This window comes from Methylocystis sp. MJC1 (assembly GCF_026427715.1).
Classification (GTDB): Bacteria; Pseudomonadota; Alphaproteobacteria; order Rhizobiales; family Beijerinckiaceae; genus Methylocystis.
Genome location: NZ_CP107558.1, coordinates 1,214,521 through 1,237,794 on the forward strand (window position 1 = coordinate 1,214,521; position 23,274 = coordinate 1,237,794).

The following is a 23,274-nucleotide window of genomic DNA, read 5'->3' on the forward strand; positions in this document are numbered from 1 at the left end:
AGTCCATAATATAGCCGCTTTTTTACTATCTGCCGAAGCGTTGCAATTACGCCACAATTTGATTTCCGAACGCGCAAAACGGCCAATCCATGGGCGCCGTGATCCGCACGCCGTAAAGGCGTTCGAGCATTTCGGCGGTGATGACAGTTGTCGAGGGGCCGTCGGCGATGATGCGCCCATTCATGAGCACCGCGGCGCGGCTCGCGCATCGGAGCGCATGCTCAGGGTGATGCATGCTGAACAACACCCCGAGGCCCTTCGCCGCGAGGCTGGAGAGCAGTTGAAGAACCCGTATTTGATAGCCGAAGTCGAGCCCGGTGAGCGGTTCGTCGAGGAGCAGCAGGCGCGCGCCTTGCGCGAGGGCGCGGGCAAGAAGCACGAGCTGCCGTTCGCCGCCCGATATCTCCGTATAGGGCCGCGACAGCAATGGCGTCAGACCGAGCAGCGCCGCAATCTCTTCGACTGTTTCCCGATCCTCGGGACGCGGGGCGGCGAACAGTCCGGAATGCGGCAAGCGGCCGAGCAGGATGACATCCGAGACAAGATAAGGGAAAGGCGTCGTATGCCCTTGCGGGACATAGGCGACGTGCTTCGCGAGCTGACGACGCGCCAGTTGCGCCAAGGGGCGGCCGTCGAGTTCGACGCCGCCGCTTTGCGGCTTCAACAGGCCGAGTAGAATCCGGAACAATGTGCTTTTGCCAGCGCCATTCGCGCCGAGAAGCGCGACAATCTCTCCGGGAGCGACCGACATATCGACGCCCGCGAGCACCGAGCGCTCGCCGCGCGAAAAGACAATCTCACGGGCAATCAACGCAGCAGTTGGCGACGTCACAACCAACCCCTCCGCGCATGCCGCAGGACAAGGATAAAGGCCGGCACGCCGAGGAGTTCCGTGATAACTCCGATGGGGATTTCCGCATAAGCGATCGTGCGGGAGAGACAATCGGCGAGAATGAGAAAGATCGCGCCGAGCAAAGCGCTCGCGGGAATGAGGCGACGGTTGAGCGGTCCAATCAAGAGCCGCGCGACATGCGGCACGACAAGGCCGATCCAGCCGACCATGCCGGCGAGAGAGACCGACAGCGAAGAGATGAGCGTGGCAAGGCCAATCACGCCATATCTCACAGCGGTCACGGACACGCCGAGCGAGGCGGCCTCGTCGTCGCCCATGGTCATCGCATCCAGCGCACGACCGAGCGCGCAGAGAAGCGCGACACCCACAAGAATCGGCGCGGAGGCAAAGGTAAGCTGCGAAAGATCGAGCGCGCCGAGACTGCCCATCAGCCAATAGACGATGGCGGGCAGGCGATCGGCGGGGTCCGCGGCATATTTCACGAGCGACAGAAGCGCGCTGAAAAAAGCCCCCGAGATCATGCCGCCGAGAACCAGCACGATGATCGAGGCCCGCCCATAGAGATTGGCGATGAGCCCGCCAAGAAAGACGGCGGCGACGCCCATCACGAAAGCCGCGAGCTGCACGACGAGCCAATGGCCCGAAATCAGCACGCCCAATGCGGCGCCAAAGCTCGCGCCGCCGAGCACGCCGAGAATCCCCGGCGAGACGAGCGGATTGCGGAAGATTGCCTGGAAAGACGCGCCCGAAGCCGACAGAGCGGCGCCGATGAGCGCGGCGCCGAGCACGCGCGGCAGACGGATTTCGACAAGGAGATTGTGCAGGAGATCAGCGCGCTCGGGCGGGAGATCGACAAGGCCGAGCATCGACGCGAGGTAGGCAAGAATATCGACTGGCGGGAGCGGATAGCGCCCGACGCCGAGCGCCAACAGCAGCGTGGCGAGCAGGGCGGGGACGAGAAGAAAGAGGGGGCTCAACTTTAGTCCTTGCCGAGGATTCGCTCGACATCCGCGTCGTCTATGTCCACGCCGAGAAAGAGCGCGTAGAATTTCTTCGTCTCGCTCTTCACGTCGAATGGGTAGCGCGACGGATAGAAAAGATTGGCGAGCCATTGAATGCCGAGCGCGCGCATATAGCTCGGCGGCCGATCGAGCCAGTTGAAGGGGTCATGCGGGACGTAGAAAACGCGCCCCGACTTTGCCGCCGGCACGTTTCGCCAGGCGGGATTGGTTTTGGCGGCGGTTGCAAAGCCCTTATCCTGGGAAAGGATGATCGCGGGCGCCAGGGCGACGATCTGCTCGAGACTGATCTTCTCCATGCCCATATGGGTCGCCTGCTCGCAGTGATAGACATTGTCGCCGCCCGCGAGAAGGATGGGCTCCGCGTGGAAGCTCTTGTCGCAATCGGTGGCGAGCCCGTCGGCGCTTTCGGCGCAATAGACCCTTGCCTTTTCTGCGGCTGGAATATCCCCAACGGCTTTACGCACGCGCGTTTGCGCATCTTCAATATAGGTCGCAAGCGCTTCGGCTTTTTCCTTTCGTCCGAACAGATCGCCAAGGAAGCGAAAAGCGGCAGGATAATCGGCGAGCGTGTCGAGCCGCACGAAGACGACCGGCATGCCCATTTTCGCAAAGCTAGCTTCGGCCTTCGCGTTGTCGACGAAGCGGTCGAGCCAGGCGATCACAAGGTCCGGATGGCGGCTCATGACTTCTTCGGGATTCAACGCCCGGCCGAATCCGGCCTGGCTGCCGAGCGTCGGTAGAGCCGCAATCTCCTTGCGAAGAAGTGGTTTTTCTCCGGCCTGATAGGGCGTGTTGAGCCCGATCATCAAATCCGGGGCCAAAGCGTAGAGCGTGAGGGTTGCGGGTGGAGACGAACCATAGACCCGCGCGATCTTGTTGGGGATGACAACGTGGCGGCCCGCCATATCGACAATCTCGCGCGCCGCCGCCAAACAGGGCAGCGTTATCATCAGCAGCGACAAAAGGATGATATGGATTCCGCTCGATCGGTTCTTTGTCATTCCCGACGCTCGCGAAGCGAGCGATCTGGAATCCAGAGCAGAACCTGCGCTCTTGTGACTCTGGATTCCCGGTCGGGCTTCCAGCCCGCCGGGAATGACACGCTCGAATGCGTGCTGCACAAGCGTGAGAGAGCTGTCTTGGCGGATCATGAAATCGACTGCCCTTCGAGCGTCTCTGCACATGCCTTCACATAAGGTCGAATACGGTCGGCAAAACAATCGAGCGCGCGCAGATTGCGGTCTTCGTCAAGTGACGCCGGTTTGAGAATCAGAGAGCGACAACCCGTGCGTTCGCGCAGCTCTTCGATCTTGTCCCTTACCTCGGTGATGCTTCCGATCAGCGAGCGCTCGATCAGATCAGTTGGATCGAAGGCTGGACCTTTTTCGCCGCGCGCGAGTAAAATGCCCTGCATACGCTCGGAGAAGCGATGGATGAAGGGCAGGGCCTCGGCGAGGGCCTCTTCCCGTGTTGGCGCGGCAAAATAGAAACGCGCGAGAACGAGGCGCGGGTCTGCGTCGGAGACGCTGCGATAGGCCTTGACGGCCTGCACGATGCGTTCGATCGGAAAAGGCGAGGCGCCCATGATGCCAAAGCCGTTCCTCGCCGCATAAGCGATCGCATCCCGCGTCCTAATAGGCGCCCTGGAAGCTGACGCACTCGTCATAGAGAAGGCGATTGATCAGCTCCAGCGCCTCTATTGTCATGGCGCGCGTGTCTGCCTCCGCCACGGCAAAATGCTTGTTCTGGCGCCAGAACGGGCCGCCCTTTGCGACGCCGAAGTCGAAGCGCCCATTAGTGAGAAGATCGACGGTCGCGACGTCTTCCGCGACCTGGATGGGGTTGCGGAAGGCGAGAAGAACCGCTGCGGAGCCACGACGAATATGCGTCGTGACGCCTGCGAGATAGCCGATCAGGGGAAATATCGACGGGCTTGCGGCGTCCGGGTCGAAGTGGTGTTCGGCGACCCAAGCCTCGTCGAACCCCAAGAATTCGGCGCGCCGCACGATGCGCGACTGCGCCGCATAACAACGGACATAGTCGCCGGCCGGATTTTCATAGGTGCAGAAAACGCCAAATTTCATTTCCAACCCAGACGCCGCTTCACGTCGCAGTGGGAGGGAAGTCCCTGCTGACGATATGTAATAGATACATATAGCGAAAGCATAGCCCGAGGGTAACGAAGCGCAAGCTTGAAACTTAGGCAGCAGCGCAGCCTTGCGTCGGCATGGCGCCGAAGGCGCATGCAAACATCGACGCCGAGCCTCGAAGAGGCTGAGCGCCGCCCTACTTAACAGCCGCCCCCAGAATGGAGGCTGGCCCGATCAGGCCGCGACGTTGGAGGGAGCAGATGAAGATTTCCGCGCGCAACGCGCTCGACGGCACGGTCAAGGACATCAAGAAGGGCGCGACCACCTCCCATGTCACGATCGACGTCGGCGGGCAGACAGTCACCGCTTCGATCACCAATGAGTCAGTCGACGAGCTAGGCTTGAAAGCCGGCGCGAAGGTCAAGGCCGTCATCAAATCGTCAGACGTGATGATCGCCACCCTTTAACGGGCATGCGCCCGGGCCAGACCTAAAATCTGAAGCGCCTCTTCAGCAACGCCGCTCGACGCTGTTACGAGCCGCGCGGCGTCAATGCGCTTTGTCGTGCGCGTTGTCGGGATCGTTACGCATCCAGTCGGCGAGCTTGGCGAGCGCCTCTGCAATCGATCCTCGCGGCGCCGGGTCGGTTATGCACTCTTCCAGTGCCGCGTTCATGCAGATGAGCCAGGCGTCGCGTTCCGCGGGGCCGATGGGGAAACGCGCGTGCCGCATTCTGAGCCGCGGATGGCCGCGCTTCGCCGAGTAGTTCTTGGGGCCGCCAAGCCATTCGGTGAGATAGAGCTTCAGGATCGCCTTGGTCGGGCCGAGGTCTGTCGTATGCATGGCGCGTATCCCACGCGCCGCCTCCATCGTGTCCATGTTGCGGTAGAACGCTTCGACGAGCCGGTCCACCGTGGGCGCGCCGCCGATATGGTCGTAGAGGGTGGTCGCGTTCTGCGCGTTATTCGTCGTCATATCCGACTTCCAGCAACATGGGCGCCAGGGCGAGGCTCTCTTATGCGTCAGCCATGCCTACAATCAAGCAACGGCACAAGGCGACGGAATGAGGGCAATTTGCTCCCCTAAAAGAAAAACGGATCGAGACCCTTGTCTCGATCCGTATCTTTAGTGCGCTTTGCGCGCGCATTTCGTCATGCGAGCGGCTGCGGCGTTCGGCTTACCAGTGGCCGCCGTGATGACCGCCGTGCCCGCCCCCTCCGTGGTGGCCGCCATGTCCGCCCCAGCCACCATGGCCTCCCCAGCCGCCGTGATGGCCCCATCCGCCGTGATGGCCCCAGCCATAACCGCCGCCCCAGCCGTAGCCGCCGTGGTAGTGGCCGGAATGGCTCCACCAACATCTGCCGTAGCGGCAGACCCAGACCGCATGAGCCTGTTGCAGTCCCGTAGCGTCGTTCGACTGCGCGACCGCGTCCTTGGAGGCCGCGGGCATGGCCGAGGCGGTGAGCGGATTGCCGGCGAGCGCCGCGATCGCGATAAGCGGCGCAGCCATCTTTTTGGCGTAAGCGTTCATGTAAATCCTCTCGGTTACGGGGTTGAAAAAAGCAGAGCCGTCCGGCCGCTAGTTGCAGCCGTTGCGGCTTTCCCACATCTGGATTTCATTCACCCTGCGACGCTCCCATCCGCGCAGGTCGCCATAGGGCGGGAAACAGCCGCGGCCGAATTCGGCGCGGGCTCGTTCGGTCTTGAAGCAGTATCCATTGCGCGCATAAATCTTGTTGCGCTCATGCCAGAGCTGGCCGCAGGACATTTCTGACGGATGCTGCGCTTTCGCCGGCGCCATCGCCGCAACGAGCGCCGCTCCGGCGACTACGGCCGCAAAGCTCACGCGCGCGCAAGAGAACCAAAATCTCTTCATGCTTGCTCCTTCATGCGCCCCCGAAGAGCAGCCAAAGGACCATCGTAACTCTATATTTCTAAAGCATTTTCTTCTGTCGCGGCCTGTGGGGGCATGACCGGACGACGCAATAGTATATCACGCAATGCTAACGAATGGTTTAAAAACCTCAGCTGTTTTGAACATTGCCCACAAGAGATCGCAGCCCTGCACGAGGCGGAGAGCTGCGCACGCATGCGCGAGATCCGGAGATGGAGAAGGTAATTGGCGCTCCCTAGGGCCGGCGAGCTATTTAGCTGAGTTGCGGACCCGCATGATCACTGTGTGAGAAACTAATACCGCCCTCGGGAGCGAGAGCGTGTATTGCTTTCCATCTTTGAAGAAGTGGGTTATTCCCCCGAAGCTATCTGTTGACAACGGATACCTCGCATTGGGGTTGTGGAATATTTATAGCTCGTCGGACCAGAATTCTTCATAGCCATCAGCCGTCACCTCCTCAGAGAACGGAATGCCGTGGATAACATTCGGGTCTGGATTTTGGCGAAGGCCGTAGCGCAAGTATCGATGGTCCTCAAGGTCGAAGCCCGCGATAACTCCCATCCTGTCGAATTTCGCTAGCGTTCCGGCATTTGAGAAAATGACTGCAGAAACATTTTCGGCTCCCGGAAGATCAAAGAAACCCGATGGGATGGTCTTGTCGCCAAACGTGTGAAACTCGTTCTTCACTGCGCGTGTAATCAACTCTCCGTCAACGATCTCAAACTCAATCCTATGTCCATATAGGTATGGCCAGAGAGCTGATTGCGTGTAGGTCATCGAGCCAAGCTCTTCCTCGCTGCTCGGCTTGTGATAGTCAGCAACCGCAATAATGAATGGCTTGTTCGCTGTCTTTCCGCGCTCCCAGTAATTCTCGCCGTTTTTGTTCTTTTTGTGCAGTTTGCTCGTGAGGGCAGAACCGAACTTCATCGGCATGTAGTCAGCCAAGAACGCCCTCATTTCTTCAGGCGTCTTTGGATTGGGATGCTCGGCGAGGACTCCTGATGTCGACGGGGCGGTTGTGGTCGCCTCGACTGTGAATGTAATCCCTGGCGCAGAGCAGAGAAAGTCCGGCGCTTCTGGTTGCTCGATATCGAAACCAAGCTCTCTGAAGCTCGCCCACAGATATAGCTCCCAGAGGCGCTGGTCGAAAGCACTCCGTTGGAATTCTTTAACGAAATGCGGGTCGCTCGGTGTCAGCCATGGGCCAATCTCTTTAAAAACCGCACGCGCAGGCTCTCGCCCTGGTGTTTCGATCAATAGCTTGAAATACGGATGCAGGACGGCTGGGTCCGTTCCATCAGGAACTCGTAACAGGTCGATGGGATAATTAGTCTCGTCGCCTTGATCCCCAAGCGCAACGAAGTCGCCTTCCTCGACGGCGCGCGCGATCCGCTCTCGCAGCGCCTCGGTCGCTCGTGGCTGGGTTTGGATGCTTGCGTGAATATCGGAGCAACGAAATCGTCCGATTTTGTCCCTGGCAAAGAGCACCCAACCGAAGTCGTTGTCGACACGGTCTCTGAACACAAGGCCCAGCACTCGCTCTTCCGGATCGCTCCAGCAGGAAAGCTCGTCCGAAAGAAGCCGGACATACGCCAGCCGGGCTCCTATCGAAAAGAGATCAAACCTAGCCGGGTTCATAGGTTGGCTGAATTTGGCGATCTTAGCGAGACGCTTCGCGCGCTGCTGCGCCTCTCCCATATCCCACCCATTTACGCTTTTTCGGATTGGCGGCATCCGATGGCGTGCGCCGATGCCTTTTCCGTATAATTTCCGTATGGGTAGAGATTCCCTACCGAGATCTATTTAATCTCTTGATTTTAATGGCGCTCCCTAGGGGACTCGAACCCCTGTTTTCGCCGTGAGAGGGCGACGTCCTAGACCGCTAGACGAAGGGAGCGGGGAGCCGCTCTATAGACCGCCGAGTGCGGCTCGGCAAGGGCCTCGCAACGACTTTCGCGCTTTCTTTCGTCGTGATAGCCATCGGGCCTGATTTTGGGACGATGACGATGATAGAGATCCTGACCAAAGAAACGCCCGAGGCGCAAAGCCTTGAGACTGCGCTTGCCGCCCTGGGGCGCGCCGCCCGCAAGGCCGCGCGGGCCGTGGCGCTTGCGCCAGCGCAGGTCAAGGATGAGGCGCTGCGCGTCGCGGCGAGCGAAATCCGTCGTCAGAGCGGCGCGATTCTCGCCGCCAACGCCCTCGACGTCGCGGATGCGCAGGCGCGCGGAACGGCGGGCTCCTTCATCGATCGGCTGACGCTCGACCCTAGCCGCGTCGAGGCCATCGCGCGGGGCGTCGAGGAGATCGTGGATTTGCCGGACCCGGTCGGCCGGCTGCTCGCGCGATTCGAGCGGCCGAACGGCCTTGTCATCGAGCGCGTCGCGACGCCGCTCGGCGTCATCGGCGTGATCTATGAGAGCCGACCCAATGTCACCGCCGACGCCGGCGCTTTGTGCCTCAAGGCCGGCAACGCCGCGATTCTGCGCGGCGGCTCGGAGAGCCTGCGCACGTCGCGGGCGATCCATGCCTGTCTCGTCGCGGGGCTGAAGGCCGCCGAGCTGCCGGAGGCGTCGATCTCGCTCATCGAGACCAGCGACCGCGCCGCCGTCGGCGCCATGCTCGCCGGCCTCGACGGCAATATCGACGTGATCGTGCCGCGCGGCGGCAAGAGCCTTGTCGCGCGCGTCCAGCATGAGGCGCGCGTGCCGGTCTTCGCGCATCTCGAAGGCATTGTGCATGTCTTCGTCCATAAGGACGCCGATCTCGACATGGCCAAGCGCGTCCTGCTCAACGCCAAGATGCGCCGCACCGGCGTTTGCGGCGCAGCCGAGACGCTGCTCGTCGACAAGGCTTGCGCGGGGACGCATCTCGCGCCGCTTATTGCCATGCTGATCGACGCCGGCTGCGAAGTGCGCGGCGACGCGGCGGCGCAGGCCGGGGATGCGCGCGTGAAACCGGCGACGGAGGAGGACTGGCGCGCCGAATATCTCGACGCGATCATCGCCGCGAAAGTGGTCGACGGCGTCGAGGCGGCGATCGAACATATCGAGACCTATGGCTCGCATCACACCGACTGCATCATCACGCGCGACAACGCTGTGGCGCAGCGTTTCATGCAGGAAGTCGACTCCGCGATCGTGCTGCACAACGCCTCGACGCAATTTGCGGATGGCGGCGAGTTCGGCTTCGGGGCGGAAATCGGCATCGCGACGGGCCGTATGCATGCGCGTGGGCCGGTGGGCGTGGAGCAGCTGACGTCGTTCAAATATCGCGTGCATGGCGAGGGGCAGGTGCGGGGGTAGGAGGCGATCCTGCGGCGACGGCGGTAGGATCTCTACTTCGGGGCAAGCCGCAGCTGCCCTGGATTCCCGGTTTCGCGGGAATGACATTCAGGCTCTTTTGCGGGAATGTCGCTGTGGGCCGCTGTCATTCCCGGCGCGCGGAGCGCAACCGGGAATCCAGAGCCGCAACGGCCGCCCTGGAGGTTGAGGCGGTTCCCGATCGCCCGCGAGTGGCGGGCGCGTGAGCAGCGTGATGGAACGAATCTATTTTGTCTATATGCTTGCCAGCCAGCGCAACGGGACGCTCTATATTGGCGTCACAAATGATCTCGCGCGACGGGTTTACCAACACAAGACGAAGCAGCTTCCCGGTTTTACGTCCAAGTATAACGTGCACATGCTTGTTTGGTACGAGACCTATGCCGACATCAACGAAGCCATCACCCGAGAGAAGCAGCTGAAGAAATGGGAGCGCCGCTGGAAGCTCGAACTCATCGAGAGGATGAATCCGGTGGGGCGGGATCTGTATCTGGATCTCAATTGCTGAGCGTGGCGTTGCGGCTCTGGATTCCCGCTTTCGCGGGAATGACAGCGGGCGTTTTTCGCGGGTATGGGGCCGGGCGCGCCTGTCATTCCCGGCGGGCCGAAGGCCTGACCGGGAATCCAGAGTCGCCACGACGATCTCAGAGATTGCTCTGGATTTTCGAACGCGCGCTGAAGCCGGCAAAGGGACTGAAGAGATTCCAATTTCCGAGCGTGGCGTTGCGGCTCTGGATTCCCGCTTTCGCGGGAATGACAGGGGGCGTCTTTCGCGGGTATGGCGCTGGGGGCGCCTGTCATTCCCGGCGGGCCGGAGGCCCGACCGGGAATCCAGGGCCGCGACGACGATCCCAGAGATTGTTCCCTAGTCCCCGAGCGCCGGGCGCGGGGCTGTAAACTTTGAGCCCGCCGCCTCGCCTCCCACCCCACACGCCCGGCATGCGCATAGGCCTCTTCGGCGGCTCCTTTGACCCGCCGCATGAAGGCCACGCGCTTGTTTCCCACATTGCTCTGACGCGGCTGCGGCTCGATCGGCTGTGGTGGCTCGTCACGCCCGGAAATCCGCTGAAAGACACGCAGGGGCTGGCGTCGCTCGACGCGCGCATGGCGGCGGCGCGCAAGACCGCGCGCGATCCGCGCATCGTCGTCACGGGACTCGAGGCGGACATCGGCGCGCGCTACACCGCCGACACGCTGCGCTTTCTGCACAGGCGCTGTCCCGGCGTGCGGTTCGTCTGGATCATGGGGGCGGATAATCTCCTGCAGTTCCATCGCTGGCGGCGCTGGGAGGAGATCATGCGCACGACGCCGGTCGCGGTGATCGACCGGCCGGGCGCAACGCTGAAGGTCGCCAACGCCAGGGCGGCGCAGCGCTTTCCCGGCGCCCGCATGAAAGAGCGGGAGGCGCCGCTGCTCGCGAAGGCGACGCCGCCGGCGCTCGTCTATCTGCACGGGCCGCGCAGCCCGTCCTCCTCGACGGCGCTGCGGCGGAAGGCCGGGCGCTGATTACTTCTTCTCGAAGAGCGGCAGAATCCAGCGCTTATAGGCCCAGAAGCTCGCCGGGATGCCGACGAAGATCGCGAGCCACATCATGGCGGAATTGTCGATGCCGTTCTCGTAGAAGCTGCCGCCTTCCTGGACAGATTGCGTGTAGGGATTTCGGACGAAGAGCGTTAGCACGAAAGAGCCGACGATGATCGCGCCGGTGACATAGAAAAAGCTTTTCGGAATGAGGAGCGTCGGCGGCGGATTGCGTCCGGGCTTTTGGTTCTGCTGCGGCTGCGGCCGCTCGGCCTTGGGGTCTTCCGACATTTTCTTTTGCTCCCTGAGCGTTTTCCTCACGCTCTCAATATGGGCCAGGGCGCAGGCTTACGCCATAGGCCCGCCCGCGGCTCAGCCGGCTGCGCCGTAGACATCGTAAGCGTCGGCGCGCTCGACCTTCATCGTCACAATGTCGCCCGGCCGCAGGGGGCGGCGGGCGGCGACGAAGGCGGTTCCGTCGATCTCCGGCGCGTCGGCCTTGGTGCGGCCCTTGGCGAGCACGCCCGCGGGGCCGCCGCCCGCCTCGTCGATGATGACCTGAAGGCGCTTGCCAACCTTGCGCTTCATCAGCCGGGCGGAGACCGCCTGCTGCTTCTCCATGAAGCGCTTCCAGCGGTTTTCCTTCACCTCGTCCGGCACGGGCGTAAGGCCGAGGTCATTCGCCGGGGCGCCGGCGACGGGCTCATATTTGAAGGCGCCGGCGCGGTCGATCTCGGCCTCGTCCAGCCACTGCAGCAGCGTTTCGAAATCCTCCTCGGTCTCGCCGGGGAAGCCGACGATGAAGGTCGAGCGTAGCGTGAGGTCCGGGCAGGCGGCGCGCCAGCTTTTTATGCGCGCGAGCGTCTTCTCTTCATTGGCGGGGCGCTTCATGGCCTTCAGAACATTGGGCGCGGCGTGCTGGAAGGGAATGTCGAGATAGGGAAGGACTTTTCCCTCCGCCATCAGGCCGATCGCCTCGTCGACATGGGGGTAGGGGTAGACGTAATGCAGCCGCACCCAGATCCCGAGCTCGCCGAGCTCCTTGGCAAGATCGAGGAAACGCGCGCGCACGGCGCGGTCGCCGAACATGCTTTCCGCATAGCGCAGGTCGCGCCCATAGGCGCTCGTGTCCTGCGAGATCACCAGCAATTCCTTCACGCCGGCGCGCGCGAGCTTCTCGGCCTCGCGCAGCACATCGGCGGCCGGGCGCGAGACGAGCGGCCCACGCAGATGCGGAATGATGCAGAAGGAGCAGCTGTTGTCGCAGCCCTCGGAGATTTTCAGATAGGCGTAATGGCGCGGCGTGAGCTTCACGCCTTGCTCGGGCACGAGATCGACGAAGGGATCATGCGCGGGCGCGGCGGCGCGGTGCACGGCCTCGACGACGCTCTCATATTGCTGCGGGCCGGTGACGGCGAGAACGCCGGGAAAGCGCTCGGTGATGGCCTCGGGCTCGGCGCCCATGCAGCCCGTGACGATGACCTTGCCGTTCTCGGCGAGCGCCGCACCGATCGCCTCGAGCGACTCGGCCTTGGCGCTATCGAGAAAGCCGCAGGTGTTGACGACGACGACATCGGCGCCGGCGTGATGGCGCGCGAGCTCATAGCCCTCGGCGCGCAATCTGGTGACGATGCGCTCGCTGTCGACGAGCGCCTTGGGGCAGCCCAGCGAGACGAAGGAAACGCGCGGGGCGGCGGCCGGTTTCTGGTTTTCCTGCATCGCGCCCGATTGCCATGGCGCGCGGCGGAAGGCAATGAAAACCGCGCGCCTTTGGGCTCGCTGGAAAAATGCGCGCCGGAAGGCGCGCGGTCCGAAGGATCAGACCGTCAGGGCGCCGACGAGGGCGTAAATGGCGACGAGCGCGAAAACGAGGGCGTGGATCATGGACGCAAACTCCTACTGGCGCGCGGAAAGCTGCGCGGCAAGGCGATCGAAATTTTCTATTATGGGAACCGGACGGCGGCGCGCCGCTCTGGCTTCTTGTTAATAGTTTCAGGAGCTTAAGAAAAAGTTTCCATGGGGCCGAATTGAGGGGGTGAAAATTGGACGTCTGCGCCCGCGATGCCGCGTCAAAAACTTTTTTATCTCGCTGAAACAATAGCTTGATAAGCCTCGGCAAAAATCCTTTGCGCTTCTTGCGCGCGCCACTATGAATAGCCGCGCCGGAGCCTTCCGGGCGCGAGGGACGCCTTGGCTCGTTAACGCTTGGCGCGCCGCCTCAGCCTTTCAGAAAGACCTGACCTTGCCGAATTCCATTGTTCTCGGGACTGGATCCTATGCGCCCGAGCGCGTCCTCTCCAACGCCGATCTGGAGAAGATGGTCGCCACCAACAGCGAGTGGATCGTCAGCCGCACGGGCATCAAGGAGCGGCATATCGCCGCCGACCATGAGGCGACCTCTGACCTCGCAGCGGCGGCCGCGCGCAAGGCGCTGGATTTTGCGGGCGTCAGCGCGGCTGAAGTGGATATGATCGTCGTCGGCACAGTCACCGGCGACACGCCGACGCCCTCTTGCGCCGCCTATGTGCAGGAGCTGCTCGGCGCGCGGAACGCCTTCTGTTTCGACGTCGCCGCCGCCTGCGCGGGCTCGCTCTATGGGCTCACCATCGCCGACCAATTTATCCGCACCGGCATGGTCAAGCGCGCGCTGGTCATCGGCGCCGAGACACTGAGCCGCTATGTGGACTGGACCAACCGCGAGACCTGCGTGCTCTTCGGCGACGCGGCGGGCGCGATCCTGCTCGGCGCGACGGAGGAGGCGGGCCACGGCCTGTTGGCGGCGACGCTCCGCACGGATGGCTCTTTGACGAAAATTCTCGGCATCCCCGGCGGCGGCAGCCGTCTTCCGCTGTCGGAAGAGATGCTCGCGACCAAAGACAGCAAGATCAAAATGCGCGGCCGCGAAGTCTATAGGGTCGCAACAAGGCTGCTGCCAGAGGTGGTGGCGGAGACCCTGGCCAAGGCCGGGCTTTCTCCGGATGACGTGACCCACGTCATCGCGCACCAAGCCAATCAGCGCATCATCGAGTCCGCGCTCGACAATCTCGGCGTGCCCCGCGACAAATGCTGGATCAACATCGACCGCTTCGGCAATACGTCGAGCGCCTCCATGCCGATCACGCTGGACGAGGCCAATCGCGCCGGCAAGCTGAAGAAGGGCGACATCATCGCCATGATGGCGATCGGCGCCGGCATGACCTGGGGCGGCGCCGTTCTGCGCTGGTGAGAAGGCTCGGGCAGGCGAACTTTTACGTCCGCCCGCCCTCGAAGGGCCATACGGCATACACGCCGCCGCAACGCGCCCCCGTAACATCTAGGCGCGCGCCTACTTGAAAAAAGCTTGGCATAGCAACTATTTAAAGTGAAGTTTGCAATATTGGCGTAATCAGTTCGCGTCCTGCTGGCCCTTTATGCCCGACTGGTGTAGGCATTTTGCCAACTGAGGGACGCATGAGCACGGACGCAGACGGGTCTAAAAAGCGGGGCATGTTCGCCCGCCTCTTCGGCAGGGGCGGCGCGGAGCCGACGGCGGAGGCGCCCGAGGCGCCGGTTGAGGAGAAGGCGCCCGAAGAAGCGCCGAAGCGCTCCTGGTGGCAGCGGCTCACCGGCGGCCTTTCCCGAACCTCGCAGGCGATCAGCCAGGGCGTCGCCGACATCTTCACCAAGCGCAAGCTCGACGCGCTGAAGCTCGAAGAGCTGGAAGATGTGCTGCTGCGCGCCGACCTTGGCGTCGGGGCCACGTCGCGCATCATCGAGGCTGTGGGCAAGGCCCGTTACGAGAAGGACATCGCGCCCGACGAGGTGCGCGCGATCCTCGCCCGTGAGGTCGAGGCGGTTCTCACGCCCGTCGCCCAGCCCCTGGACATCGACGAGACGAAGAAGCCTTTCGTTTTCCTGGTTGTGGGCGTCAACGGCTCGGGCAAGACGACGACCATCGCCAAGCTTGCCGCGAAATGGCGGAACGAGGGCAAGAAGGTGGTGCTCGCGGCGGGCGACACGTTCCGCGCCGCCGCCGTCGACCAGCTCAAGATCTGGGGCGATCGGCTTGGCGCCGAGGTCGTCGCGGGCAAGGAGGGGGCGGACGCCGCCGGCCTCGCGTTCGACGCCATCAAGCGCGCCCGCGAGACAGGCGCCGATATTCTCCTGATGGACACCGCGGGGCGCTTGCAGAACCGCGCCGAGCTGATGGCCGAGCTTGAAAAAATCGTCCGGGTCATGAAAAAAGCCGACCCGGAAACCCCACATTCGGTGCTGCTGGTGCTCGACGCCACCGTGGGCCAGAACGCGCTCCAGCAAGTCGAAATCTTTGGTCGCATCGCCGGGGTCACTGGCCTTGTGATGACAAAGCTCGACGGCACTGCCCGCGGCGGCATATTAGTGGCGATCGCCGAGGCCCATGGGCTGCCGATCCACTTCATCGGCGTCGGCGAAGGCCAGGACGACCTCGAGCCCTTTACCGCCCGCGATTTCGCCCGCGCGATCGCCGGCCTGAATGAGGAAGACGCGCCTGAGGCGGCGCCGGAAAGCTGACAGGAATGACGCAGGAAACGACGACCGCACCCGGCCTGGAACAGCCGGCGGCTCCAAAGAAGAAGCTTGACCCGAGATTGAAAGTCGCCCTGGAGCTTGGGCCTCTCATCATCTTCTTCATCGTCAACAGCAAGTTCGGGATCTTCTACGCCACCGGCGTGCTGATGGTCGGCGTGCTGGTGACGCTCGCCGTCTCCTGGTCGGTGACGCGGCATCTGCCGGCCATGCCGGTTGTGACGGCCGTATTGGTTCTGGTCTTCGGCGGGCTGACCGTCTTCCTGCAGAACGAGACCTTCATCAAGCTGAAGGTGACGATCCTCTATTCGATGTTCGGCGCGACGCTCATCGGCGCGCTCTACTTCGGCAAGCTCCTCCTGCCGATCGTATTCGACATGGCGATCCATATCGACGACGCGGGGTGGCGCAAGCTCACCTGGCGCTGGGGCTTTTTCTTCTTCTTCCTCGCCGGCCTCAACGAGGTGGTGCGGCGTGTCGTCACCACGGACGAGTGGGTGAACTTCAAGGTCTTCGGCATTCTGCCGCTGACGCTTCTCTTCGCCATCGCCCAGGCGCCGCTGATCTTGAAGCACCAGATTCCGGAAGAAGAGGATACGCCGGAATCGGAGTCGCATTTCTAGACCCGCGCTGCAGGAGACCAGAACGGGCGCGTGCAGTTGCGCACGGATTTGGTCCGCGACACTCCCTAACGTCTCTCCCGAGAAAAGGGAGGGTTCGATGTTCAAAGGGACAGCCAAACGCGGCGCGCTTATCGGCGCCGCCGTTCTTGCTCTGTCGAGCGTTGCTATATCGGCGGCGTCCGCCGAAGACGATCACGGCGGCGTGGCCCGCAGCATCGCTCTGGCGAAAGCGTTGAAGTCTGTCTGCGCGACAGAGTTTCACGTCAACGGGCGCGAGATCGATCAGATGATCTGGATGCTCAAACACGCATTTCCGCCCAAGGACGCGACCGCTTTTCAAGCAAGCCTCGCAGGCGAGGAAGCAAAGGTTCGCGCCGAAATCAATGCGGCCGGCGCCGGCGATTGGTGCGCCGCTCAAAAGGACAAATTCACGCGCGCCAATGGCGGGCGCACGCCTTTAATGTTCCGATAAGCCGCGGTTCCTTTCCGGCCGAACGGCTCGGATTGGGGCGCGTCATTCCCGGGGCTGGAGGCCAGACCGGAAATCCAGAGCGGAAAGAGTGTTGGTTTTGCTCTGGATTCCCGATCGCTCGCTTTGCGAGCGTCGGGAATGACAGCCGACCCCATCGAGCGGACTCCGTCTCAACCCATTTTTCACTATTAATATTCACTGGCGCCTAACCAAGTATTGGTTGACGTTTTCTCATTGATAACCACGAGAACTGGTTAGTATTTACCGTAAAATTTGATGGTATATCATCATGACCGTCGCCAATCGCGTCATCTGAAAAGCAATGACGCGCTCGCAGTGGTTTTTCGTCATGCGTAAACGCACCTTCTTTTTCGGCTGCGCGGTTTGGGCCGCGTCCGCCGCGCTTCTTGTCGCCTCGGCTCGGGCAAATCCGGTCATTACCGCCGCGCCGCCCTATCCCGGCTATTATCAGCAGCAGAGTCCGCTCGGCGGCGGTCTGATCGAGGCGCTTGTCGGCGGCGACCCGAGGCCGGTGCGCTACGCCGCGCCGCCGGCGGCCTATCCGAACCCGCGCACGCAAACGGCGGCTTACGCGCCGCAGTCCGTGGAGATGGAGCGCGCGGCCGACCCGAGATATATGCGGGCCGACGTCGAATACAGCGGCGCCGAGGCGCCCGGCACCATCGTCGTCGATACGTCGAACAAGTTCCTCTATCTGGTTCACGGCCGAGGCCACGCCACGCGTTATGGCATCGGCGTGGGCCGGCCGGGCTTCGAGTGGTCTGGCGTCAAGACCGTCAGCCGCAAGGCGGAATGGCCCGATTGGACGCCGCCGGCCGAAATGCTCGCCCGCCGTCCCGACCTGCCGCGTCATATGGAGGGCGGCCCGGCCAATCCGCTCGGCGCCCGCGCGCTCTACCTCGGCTCGTCGCTCTACCGTATTCACGGCACCAATGAGCCACATACGATCGGCCAGAACGTCTCGTCCGGCTGCATCCGCATGATGAACGACGATGTGGTCGACCTTTATAATCACGTGGGCGTGGGCACGCGGGTGGTCGTCCGTTGATCCGAGAGCAGGACTTCCTCGTTCTGAGGAGCCGCCGAAGGCGGCGTCGCGAAGGGCGCGGGAGTCCGTTCGCGGCTTGTTTTCCGCTTCTTCGTCCTTCGAGACGGCCTCTTCGAGGCCTCCTCAGGATGAAGAAGCGGAAAACAAGCGTTTGCCGATTGCCCAGGTCCGCTGAGCGCCCACGGTTGCAATCGCAGGCGCTTCGGGCGATAGCTCGGAGCAATCATTGACCAAGAGTCGCCGCCTTGCCGAGCCTCATCCGCTTTCTCGTGATCGTCGCCGCCCTCGTCGCGCTGGTCTATGGCGCGATGATCGCGGTCGTCTCCTTTGTCACGCCGCAGCCGCGCGAGATGACCTATTCGATCCCGGCGCAGCGCCTGAACAAATAGGCTTGCGCCAATGAGCGCTCCGTCCGCCGCGCTTCTGCTCGACGCCTTCCTCGACATGCAGGCGGCCGAACGCGGCGCGGCGCACAACACGCTGGACGCCTATCGGCGCGATCTGACGGACTATACCGATTTCCTTCGCGACCAGGGCCGGGGTCCGGTCGGCGCCACCATCGAGGATTTGCGCGCCTATCTCGTGGCGCTCGACGCGCGCGGTATGGCGCGCGCCACAGTGGCGCGGCGGCGCTCGGCGCTGCGGCAGTTCCACAAATTCCTCTATGTCGACCGCCATCGCGGCGATGATCCGGCCGCTGCGCTGGAAGGTCCCCGGCTGGTGCGCAATGCGCCCGGGGTGATGTCGGTCGACGAGGTCGACCGCCTGCTCGCCACGGCGCGTGAGGGATTGGATGACGAAAAGCGCCCCCTGCGCGAGCGGCTGCGCGCCGCGCGTCTCTACGCGCTTCTGGAGACGCTTTACGCCACCGGACTGCGCGTGTCGGAGCTGGTGTCGCTGCCCAAAAGCGCGGCGCGGGCGCGCGATCCCTTTGTCACGATCAAGGGCAAGGGCGGGCGCGAGCGGCTGGCGCCCTTGACCCAGCGTGCCAAGCGCGCGCTCGTCGATTACCGCAAGCTCCTTGAGGCCGTTTCGCCTGCGCTCGCGGAAGGGCCTTTTCTCTTCCCGGCCGACAGCGACAGCGGTCATCTGACCCGGCAGGCTTTCGCGCGCGAGCTCAAAACGCTCGGCGTCGCGGCCGGATTATCCGCGGCGCAGGTCCATCCGCATGCGCTGCGCCATGCTTTCGCCAGCCACCTGCTGCAGAACGGCGCGGATTTACGGGTGGTGCAGGAGTTGCTCGGCCATGCCGATATTGCGACCACGCAAATCTATACGCATGTGCTCGACGAAAGAATGCGGGCCATGGTTCGCGACCTGCATCCGCTCACTGATGAGTCTCGTTCAGAGTAAGGGTAGATTCGTCAGCTTTGTTGGTAAGACGAACGGCCGACAAGCGTAGTCACGCTTGGCGCCGCTTCTCGGCCTAATTGTCGTCAGCCCATTTTTTATTGTGGTAAGGCTTCTGTTAACGTATGGTCGCCGCAAGCCAATATTATGGCTCAGCTTCAGAGGGACGGAAATGGCTGCCAACGCGATTGCCGGTTTCAGGCCGGAGCAGGAAAACGTCGTCTATATCGGCGCCGGCGTGACGGTGAAGGGCGAGTTCTCCGTTCCCGACCTGCTCGTCGTGGACGGCGTGGTCGAGGGCGACGTCACGGCGCGCGGCGTTGTCGTGGGACAATCGGGCGTGATCCGCGGCCATGTCGCTGCCGAAGAGGCCGACGTTAGCGGCTCGATCAGCGACCATGTCGAAATCTCGGAGCTTCTCACCGTCCGGTCGACCGGCCGCGTCGAGGGGCGGGTGATCTATCGGGAGATGGAGCTGGAGAAGGGCGCCGTCGTCACGGGCGATCTTTCCGCCATGAATGAGGAGCGCGCCGTCGCCAGGCCCACTCCCGCCGCCAAGATCGTGCCGCAGGCTCGCGCCGAGCCGGTTGCGGTTGCGCCGGTCGGGAAGACGAGCGCTTCCCTCGAACGGCTGAGCGAGGCGGCGCGCGCCGCCAGAAAAAGCGCGGCGAAGAGCGTTGCGAGTGAAATCGCCGCCGAGCGCCGCAATGTCTTGCGCGCGCCGATGTCGAGCCGCAAAGGCCGCGGCTGATTTTTTTTGCCGGTCACGACAAGAACAACGCTCGCTTTTCTGAAGCGGGCGTTTTCTTTGTGGGCTTCTGCGAAGCCTCTGCGCATCGCGCATGGCGCCTTATGTAAAGGCCATCCCAAACTGCGCGTGCAGGAGCGAGTGATGGCCGAGTCGGCGCGCACCTTCTGGAAGGGCTATTTGCGTCTGGCCCTTGTCTCCATCCCCGTCCGGCTGGTGGCGGCGGAAAAGGCCGAGTCGGAGATCCGCTTCCACCAGGTCGACCGCAACTCCAAGCAACGCATCCGCTACCTCAAGGTCGCGCCCGGCAAAGGCGAGGTCAAGAAGGAGGACATCGTCCTCGGTTACGAGGTCGAGCCGGGAAATTACGTCTTCATGGAAGACGAGGAGCTTGATTCACTGAAGCTTTCGACGCGGCATACGATCGACCTCCTGCAATTTGTCGACGCCGAGGAGATCGAGCCGCTTTACTTCAATCGGCCTTACTATGTTCTGCCGGACGGCGAAGTCGCCGAGGAGGGCTATCGCGTCCTGCGCGACGCGCTCTGGGCCAAGCATAAGGTCGGCATCGGTCAGCTCACCCTGCGCGGGCGGGAGCATCTCGTCGCCTTGTTCCCAATGGGCGAAGGGCAGGGGCTCGTGCTCGATACGCTGCGCTATGACAGCGAGTTGAAAAACGCAGACGACATCTTCTCCGCGATTGGCCGCGAGAAGCCGCGCGAAGACATGGTGCAGATGGCCGAGGATCTGATCGAACGGCGCAGCGAGCCTTTCGATCCGGCGAAATTCCGCAACCACTATGCCGAAGCCTTGCGCGAGCTTGTGAAGGCGAAGCTCGGGCGCGGCGAGAACGTGCCGGTCGAGGAGCAGGTCGAGCCGGGCGCCAAGGTGCTCGATTTCATGGAGGCGCTGAAACGCTCGGTCGCCGCGAGCGGTGGTGGCGGGGGCGAGGCGCCGCCGGAGCCGCCGAAGAGGGGCAAGCGGCCGGCTTCCCCGCCGGCGAAGAAACCCCCGGCCGCGAAATCCTCCAAGGCTGCGAAGGCGCCGGCGCGGCGTCGGACCGGATAAATGCCGACGCGCGCCAGGAAGGACGATAGCGCGCTCGCCGCCTATCGCGCCCGGCGCGATTTTTCGGTCACGCCGGAGCCGAAGGGAGGGGTTTCGCAGGGCGGCGCGGCGCGTCTCGTCGTGCAGCGGCATTTCGCGCGGCGCGAGCATTTCGACCTGCGGCTCGAGATGGATGGCGTGCTCAAGAGCTGGGCCGTCGCGCGCGGTCCGTCGTTAAACCCGGCCGACAAGCGTCTGGCTGTCCGCACCGAGGACCATCCGCTCGATTACGGCGATTTCGAAGGGCTGATCCCCAAAGGCGAATATGGCGGCGGGACGGTGATGCTGTGGGAGGACGCGACTTTCACGCCGCAGAATGGCGATCCGCTCGAGGCGCTGGAGAAGGGGGAAATCAAGTTCCTGGCCCAGGGCGCGCGCATGAAGGGCGGCTGGGTTCTGGTGCGCATGAAGACGCGCGACAAAGGGGAAAACTGGCTCCTGATAAAGGAGCGGGACGAATACGCCGATAAGGACGAGGACCTCGCCGGGCAACATGTGACGAGCGTCACGACCGGCCGCACGCGCGAGGAGATCGAACGAGGCGCGAAGGCGAAGCGCGTAAATCGAGTAAATGGGGATGCGGCGTCATTAGCCACCCATACCTCCCCTTTACGGGGAGGTCGGCGGCCGAAGGCCGCCGGGTGGGGTCCAAGCCGCGACGACGATGACGGGGCCGGGCCCCACCCGACCCCGCTTCGCGGGGCCACCCTCCCCGTAAAGGGGAGGGATAAGAGCCCCGAGGTTCCTCGATCACGGGCCAAGGCGGCCTATTGGTCGGACAAGCCCATCGCCTCCGCGCCCACGCCGAAATTCATCGCGCCACAACTCTGCGAGACAGCCGAACAGCCCTCCTCCGTGGGCGACTGGATTTTCGAACTGAAATATGACGGCTACCGGCTGGAGCTTGCGACCGGCGTCGACGGCGCGCGCGTCTATACGCGCACGGGGCTCGACTGGACCGAGCGCTTTTCCGGCCTGGCGCGCGCGGCTTTCGCGCTGCCCTGTCGCAATGCGCTTCTCGACGGCGAGGCGGTCGTCTTCGACGAGAAGGGGCTCTCCGATTTCGCCATGCTGGTCTCGGCGCTGGAAGCCGGACGCAGCGAGCGCGTCGAGTTCGTCGCGTTCGATCTGCTGATGCTGGACGAGAAGGATCTGCGCCGCGAACCATTGCGGAAACGCAAGGAGCAGCTCGAGCAGCTTCTCGCCAAAAGCGACGGCGCCATTCGCTATGGCGATTATATCGAAGGCGACGGGCAGACTGTCTTTGCGCAGGCGACGCGCGCCGGCGCGGAAGGGATCATCGCAAAACGCGGGGACAGGCCCTATCGCAGCGGGCGCTTTTCGGATTGGCTGAAGATCAAGGGCGACTTTCGCGAGGACGTGCGGATCGTCGGCTACCGCCCTTCCGAGAAGGGCGAGTCATTCGCCTCGCTCGTCGCCGCGAAAGAAACGCCGGAGGGGCTGCGTTATGTCGGACGCATCGGCACGGGCTATGACGCGGCCACAAGGCGCAGGCTCGCGCCTCTATTGGCCAAGCGCGCGAAAAAGGGCAACGGCCCAAAGCTCCTTGCGGCGGACAAGATTCCAAAAGGCGTCGTGCTGCTCGAAACGCCTTTTCCGGCGGAAGTGCGCTTCGGCGGCTGGACGTTGGATGGGCAATTGCGGCAGGCGCGCTTTCTCGGCGTGCGGGAAGACATGACGACGCAAGCGCCCTCGCAAAAGGAGCCGCCGAAGCTCTCGCGCATCACTCATGCGAGCCGCGTCGTCTTTCCCGCCGATGGGATCACCAAGGGCGAGATCGCCGCCTATTACGACGCCGTTGCGCCGCGCATGGCGCCCCATCTCGCCGATCGGCCGATCAGCCTGTTGCGCGCGCCGGAGACGGTCGAGGAGCTGTTCTTCCAGCGCCATCCGCTGAAAGGGATGAGCAAGGGCATTCTTACCGTCGAGAATGAAGACGAGCCCTATATTGCGCTCGACGGCGCGCTTGGCCTGCATACGGCGGCGCAATTCGGCGCCATTGAAATTCACGGCTGGATGTCGCTTGCAAGTGATCTCGACCGCCCGGATCGGATGGTTTTCGATCTCGATCCGGATGAGGACCTGCCCTTTCGCGACACCTGCAAAGCCGCTGCGGATATTCGTGATTATCTGAAGTCGATTGGTCTGCAATCCTGGCCGCTGCTGACGGGGGGCAAGGGCATTCATATCGTGCTGCCGCTCGATCGCTCGCTGACTTACGCCGATACGGAAGTCTTTGCGGCGGGCTTTGCACGCGGCCTCGCGCGTCAGGAGCCTCAACGCTTCGTCGCGACAATGAGCAAGCGGCGCCGGGCTGGGCGCATCTTCATCGATTGGCTGCGTAACAAAAAATCGGCGACGGCGATCCTGCCGTGGTCGCTGCGCGCCCGCCCCGGCGTGACGGTGGCGGCGCCTCTGTCATGGAAGACGCTGACGGACGCAGATAGCGCCAGCGACTTCGACATCAAAACCGCGCTCGGCTTGAAGGATGAGTGGCGCGGGTTCTTCGAGACGCGGCAGATGATTGCGCCTGGGGCGCTGGATTTTATAAAGGCGAGCGGCGCCTGACGCGATTTCTGCTACCGCTTGCGCTGGGGCTTTTGTCATTCCCGGCGGGCTGAACACCCGACCGGGAATCCA

The 23,274-nt window shown here is 63.1% G+C and carries 25 protein-coding genes and 1 tRNA gene; 14 read left to right on the forward strand and 12 right to left on the reverse strand.

Annotated features, from left to right (window positions below; translation table 11 throughout):
* Positions 1 to 46 precede the first annotated feature (46 nt).
* From OGR47_RS05830 to OGR47_RS05850, 5 genes are all read right to left on the reverse strand, one after another.
* Positions 47 to 832: an ABC transporter ATP-binding protein gene (locus OGR47_RS05830; RefSeq protein WP_246729506.1), complete on the reverse strand. Its 786-nt coding sequence runs from the start codon at positions 830 to 832 to the stop codon at positions 47 to 49.
* The gene (locus OGR47_RS05835) at positions 829 to 1,830 is read right to left on the reverse strand and encodes a FecCD family ABC transporter permease (RefSeq protein WP_165047779.1); all 1,002 of its coding nucleotides are present in this window, start codon (positions 1,828 to 1,830) and stop codon (positions 829 to 831) included. The genes OGR47_RS05830 and OGR47_RS05835 overlap by 4 nt, the downstream gene beginning before the upstream one ends.
* A gap of 2 nt (positions 1,831 to 1,832) precedes the next feature.
* On the reverse strand, positions 1,833 to 2,876 hold the full coding sequence (locus OGR47_RS05840) for an ABC transporter substrate-binding protein (protein WP_165047781.1): 1,044 nt from the start codon (positions 2,874 to 2,876) through the stop codon (positions 1,833 to 1,835).
* Between the two features lie 146 nt (positions 2,877 to 3,022).
* On the reverse strand, positions 3,023 to 3,460 hold the full coding sequence (locus OGR47_RS05845) for a hypothetical protein (protein ID WP_253948090.1): 438 nt from the start codon (positions 3,458 to 3,460) through the stop codon (positions 3,023 to 3,025).
* Between the two features lie 46 nt (positions 3,461 to 3,506).
* Positions 3,507 to 3,959 carry an LLM class flavin-dependent oxidoreductase gene (locus OGR47_RS05850; protein ID WP_253948092.1) on the reverse strand — a complete coding sequence of 151 codons (453 nt, stop codon included), beginning with the start codon at positions 3,957 to 3,959 and terminating at the stop codon, positions 3,507 to 3,509.
* A gap of 266 nt (positions 3,960 to 4,225) precedes the next feature.
* Between OGR47_RS05850 and OGR47_RS05855 the strand changes: the two genes are divergently transcribed.
* Entirely contained in the window at positions 4,226 to 4,432 is a 207-nt protein-coding gene (locus tag OGR47_RS05855) for a TOBE domain-containing protein (protein WP_165047784.1), read from the forward strand.
* An 81-nt stretch (positions 4,433 to 4,513) separates the two neighbouring features.
* Here OGR47_RS05855 and OGR47_RS05860 read toward each other — a convergent pair whose 3' ends face one another.
* The 5 genes from OGR47_RS05860 to OGR47_RS05880 all read right to left on the reverse strand — a co-directional run bounded on the left by OGR47_RS05860 (position 4,514) and on the right by OGR47_RS05880 (position 7,755).
* The gene (locus tag OGR47_RS05860; protein WP_165047786.1) at positions 4,514 to 4,939 is read right to left on the reverse strand and encodes a group II truncated hemoglobin; all 426 of its coding nucleotides are present in this window, start codon (positions 4,937 to 4,939) and stop codon (positions 4,514 to 4,516) included.
* Between the two features lie 202 nt (positions 4,940 to 5,141).
* Positions 5,142 to 5,495, reverse strand: a complete 354-nt coding sequence (locus OGR47_RS05865; protein ID WP_165047558.1) for a hypothetical protein — start codon at positions 5,493 to 5,495, stop codon at positions 5,142 to 5,144.
* 48 nt (positions 5,496 to 5,543) lie between these two features.
* Complete coding sequence (locus OGR47_RS05870) at positions 5,544 to 5,840, reverse strand: YARHG domain-containing protein (protein WP_165047789.1); 297 nt, start codon at positions 5,838 to 5,840, stop codon at positions 5,544 to 5,546.
* 426 nt (positions 5,841 to 6,266) lie between these two features.
* Positions 6,267 to 7,556: a hypothetical protein gene (locus OGR47_RS05875; protein ID WP_246729507.1), complete on the reverse strand. Its 1,290-nt coding sequence runs from the start codon at positions 7,554 to 7,556 to the stop codon at positions 6,267 to 6,269.
* A 123-nt stretch (positions 7,557 to 7,679) separates the two neighbouring features.
* A tRNA-Glu gene (locus OGR47_RS05880) sits at positions 7,680 to 7,755 on the reverse strand.
* A 109-nt stretch (positions 7,756 to 7,864) separates the two neighbouring features.
* On the opposite strand from OGR47_RS05880, the gene OGR47_RS05885 reads away from it, so the two are divergent.
* The 3 genes from OGR47_RS05885 (at position 7,865) to OGR47_RS05895 (ending at position 10,684) form a co-directional block, all read left to right on the forward strand.
* Positions 7,865 to 9,160: a glutamate-5-semialdehyde dehydrogenase gene (locus OGR47_RS05885; protein WP_165047791.1), complete on the forward strand. Its 1,296-nt coding sequence runs from the start codon at positions 7,865 to 7,867 to the stop codon at positions 9,158 to 9,160.
* A gap of 232 nt (positions 9,161 to 9,392) precedes the next feature.
* A complete protein-coding gene (locus OGR47_RS05890; RefSeq protein WP_165047793.1) occupies positions 9,393 to 9,686 on the forward strand; it encodes a GIY-YIG nuclease family protein in 294 nt (97 codons plus the stop codon).
* Positions 9,687 to 10,117: 431 nt separating this feature from the next.
* Positions 10,118 to 10,684 carry a nicotinate-nucleotide adenylyltransferase gene (locus OGR47_RS05895; protein WP_165047795.1) on the forward strand — a complete coding sequence of 189 codons (567 nt, stop codon included), beginning with the start codon at positions 10,118 to 10,120 and terminating at the stop codon, positions 10,682 to 10,684.
* Here OGR47_RS05895 and OGR47_RS05900 read toward each other — a convergent pair whose 3' ends face one another.
* Positions 10,685 to 10,990 carry a hypothetical protein gene (locus OGR47_RS05900; protein ID WP_165047797.1) on the reverse strand — a complete coding sequence of 102 codons (306 nt, stop codon included), beginning with the start codon at positions 10,988 to 10,990 and terminating at the stop codon, positions 10,685 to 10,687.
* An 81-nt stretch (positions 10,991 to 11,071) separates the two neighbouring features.
* Complete coding sequence (gene rimO, locus OGR47_RS05905; RefSeq protein ID WP_165047799.1) at positions 11,072 to 12,418, reverse strand: 30S ribosomal protein S12 methylthiotransferase RimO; 1,347 nt, start codon at positions 12,416 to 12,418, stop codon at positions 11,072 to 11,074.
* A gap of 523 nt (positions 12,419 to 12,941) precedes the next feature.
* On the opposite strand from rimO, the gene OGR47_RS05910 reads away from it, so the two are divergent.
* From OGR47_RS05910 to ligD, 10 genes are all read left to right on the forward strand, one after another.
* Positions 12,942 to 13,925, forward strand: coding sequence for a beta-ketoacyl-ACP synthase III (locus tag OGR47_RS05910; protein ID WP_206527378.1), 984 nt, complete (start codon positions 12,942 to 12,944; stop codon positions 13,923 to 13,925).
* 224 nt (positions 13,926 to 14,149) lie between these two features.
* Positions 14,150 to 15,229 (forward strand): signal recognition particle-docking protein FtsY, encoded by a 1,080-nt coding sequence (ftsY, locus tag OGR47_RS05915; protein WP_165047803.1) that lies wholly within the window; start codon positions 14,150 to 14,152, stop codon positions 15,227 to 15,229.
* Between the two features lie 5 nt (positions 15,230 to 15,234).
* Complete coding sequence (locus tag OGR47_RS05920) at positions 15,235 to 15,867, forward strand: septation protein A (protein ID WP_165047805.1); 633 nt, start codon at positions 15,235 to 15,237, stop codon at positions 15,865 to 15,867.
* A 97-nt stretch (positions 15,868 to 15,964) separates the two neighbouring features.
* A complete protein-coding gene (locus OGR47_RS05925; protein WP_165047807.1) occupies positions 15,965 to 16,339 on the forward strand; it encodes a hypothetical protein in 375 nt (124 codons plus the stop codon).
* A 349-nt stretch (positions 16,340 to 16,688) separates the two neighbouring features.
* Complete coding sequence (locus OGR47_RS05930; protein WP_165048395.1) at positions 16,689 to 17,408, forward strand: L,D-transpeptidase; 720 nt, start codon at positions 16,689 to 16,691, stop codon at positions 17,406 to 17,408.
* A 245-nt stretch (positions 17,409 to 17,653) separates the two neighbouring features.
* Positions 17,654 to 17,797 carry an oxidoreductase gene (locus OGR47_RS05935; RefSeq protein WP_165047809.1) on the forward strand — a complete coding sequence of 48 codons (144 nt, stop codon included), beginning with the start codon at positions 17,654 to 17,656 and terminating at the stop codon, positions 17,795 to 17,797.
* Between the two features lie 10 nt (positions 17,798 to 17,807).
* Positions 17,808 to 18,761 (forward strand): tyrosine recombinase, encoded by a 954-nt coding sequence (locus tag OGR47_RS05940; RefSeq protein WP_165047811.1) that lies wholly within the window; start codon positions 17,808 to 17,810, stop codon positions 18,759 to 18,761.
* Between the two features lie 169 nt (positions 18,762 to 18,930).
* On the forward strand, positions 18,931 to 19,509 hold the full coding sequence (locus tag OGR47_RS05945) for a bactofilin family protein (RefSeq protein ID WP_165047815.1): 579 nt from the start codon (positions 18,931 to 18,933) through the stop codon (positions 19,507 to 19,509).
* A gap of 141 nt (positions 19,510 to 19,650) precedes the next feature.
* Positions 19,651 to 20,574, forward strand: a complete 924-nt coding sequence (locus OGR47_RS05950; protein WP_165047817.1) for a Ku protein — start codon at positions 19,651 to 19,653, stop codon at positions 20,572 to 20,574.
* A complete protein-coding gene (ligD, locus tag OGR47_RS05955; RefSeq protein WP_165047819.1) occupies positions 20,575 to 23,202 on the forward strand; it encodes a DNA ligase D in 2,628 nt (875 codons plus the stop codon).
* The last annotated feature ends 72 nt before the right edge of the window (positions 23,203 to 23,274 follow it).